The following is a 1,499-nucleotide window of genomic DNA, read 5'->3' as shown; positions in this document are numbered from 1 at the left end:
CTCTTGTAGAGGAAGGTCGAGGTCGGCCGGTTGCCGGAAAACACCTTTGCCGGCGCCAGTTTTTCGATCGCGGCATCGTCGAGCCCCTGCTTGGCGAGGGCTTCCTTCACCGCCTCCAGCGAGCGCCCCCGCATCAGCGCTTCGCCCTGGGCGAAGCAGTTGGCGGCGAGAAGATGATGGTGGTGCGGATCGGCGCGCGTCGGAGTCGCGGCCAGCAGAAAGTCGATCGGGACCGGTTCGGTGCCCTGATGCAGCATCTGGAAGAAGGCGTGCTGACCGTTGGTGCCGGGTTCGCCGAAGACGATCGGCGACGTCGCCATCGTCACCGGTGCGCCGTCGAGCGTCACCGACTTGCCGTTGGATTCCATTTCGAGCTGCTGGAGATAGGCGGGGAAACGCCCCAGGCGCTCGTCGTAAGGGATGACCGCCAGCGTGGAGAGCTTGAGAAAATCGTGGTTCCAGATCCCGACCAGCGCCATCAGAACCGGGATGTTCTGCTCCAGCGGCGCCGAAACGAAATGGTCGTCGATGTCCTGGCCGCCATGCCAGAACTGCTCGAACGCCGCGCGGCCGATGCCGATCGCCACCGACAGGCCGATGACCGACCAGATGGAATAGCGGCCGCCGACCCAGTCCCAGAAGCCGAAGACGCGATCGGGCTTGATGCCGAAAGCGGCGATCTTGTCGAGCTGTGTCGACACCGCGCAGAAATGATCGGCGACCGCGGCTTCGCCGAGCGCCGCGGCCACCGCCTTGCGCGCGGTCTGCGCGTTGGTCATCGTCTCGAGCGTGGTGAAGGTTTTCGAGCAAACGATGAACAACGTCGTCGCCAGGTTCACCTTCAGCAGCGTGTCGCCGAGGTTGGCGCCGTCGACGTTGGCGACGTAGTGCAGCGTCAGATGGTCGGCGACGAACGGGGCGAGAGCCCGCGCGGCCATCGCCGGGCCGAGGTCCGAACCGCCGATGCCGATGTTGACGATGTCGGTGAAGCGTTCGCCGTTGGCGGCCTTGATCGTGCCGCCGCGGATGGCCTCCGCGAACGTTCCCATCTTGTCGCGCTCGGCGATCACCTCGGGCATCACGTTCTTGCCCTGCGCCAGCATTGCCTTGCCCGGCGTCATCATCCGCAACGCCATATGCATCACGGCGCGGTGCTCGGTGACGTTGATCGGCTCGCCGGCGAAGAAGGCCGCACGGCGCTCCTCGAATTTTGCCGCGCGCACCAGGGCGAACAGCAGGTCCATCGTTTCCGTCGACACGCGCTGCTTGGAGTAATCGTAGATCAGGTCGCCGAGAACGGCATGGAACGCGTCGAAGCGCTTCGAATCCGCCGCGAACAGAGCTTCGGTCGTCTGCCCCTTGGTCTTGGCTTGATGATCCCAGAGAGCTGAAACGGCTTGCGTGACATCATGCGCCATAGGGAAGGTCTCTCGATTGTGGAGGATGCCATCATAGCAAGTCTCCCGCGGCTGTCATGCCGACGCGGATCTTACGGCGAT

General features: G+C 64.3%; 1 pseudogene. It reads right to left on the bottom strand.

What is annotated here, in order from left to right:
• Nucleotides 1-1,418: pseudogene (pgi, locus tag GSQ79_RS24995) on the bottom strand (glucose-6-phosphate isomerase); the annotation flags it as partial.
• Between the last annotated feature and the right edge of the window lie 81 nt (nucleotides 1,419-1,499).

The organism is Beijerinckia sp. L45, assembly GCF_009765775.1.
Classification (GTDB): Bacteria; Pseudomonadota; Alphaproteobacteria; order Rhizobiales; family Beijerinckiaceae; genus RH-AL1.
Note: the sequence above shows the minus strand (reverse complement) of the source record. Positions and strands in the feature narration are given on the sequence as shown.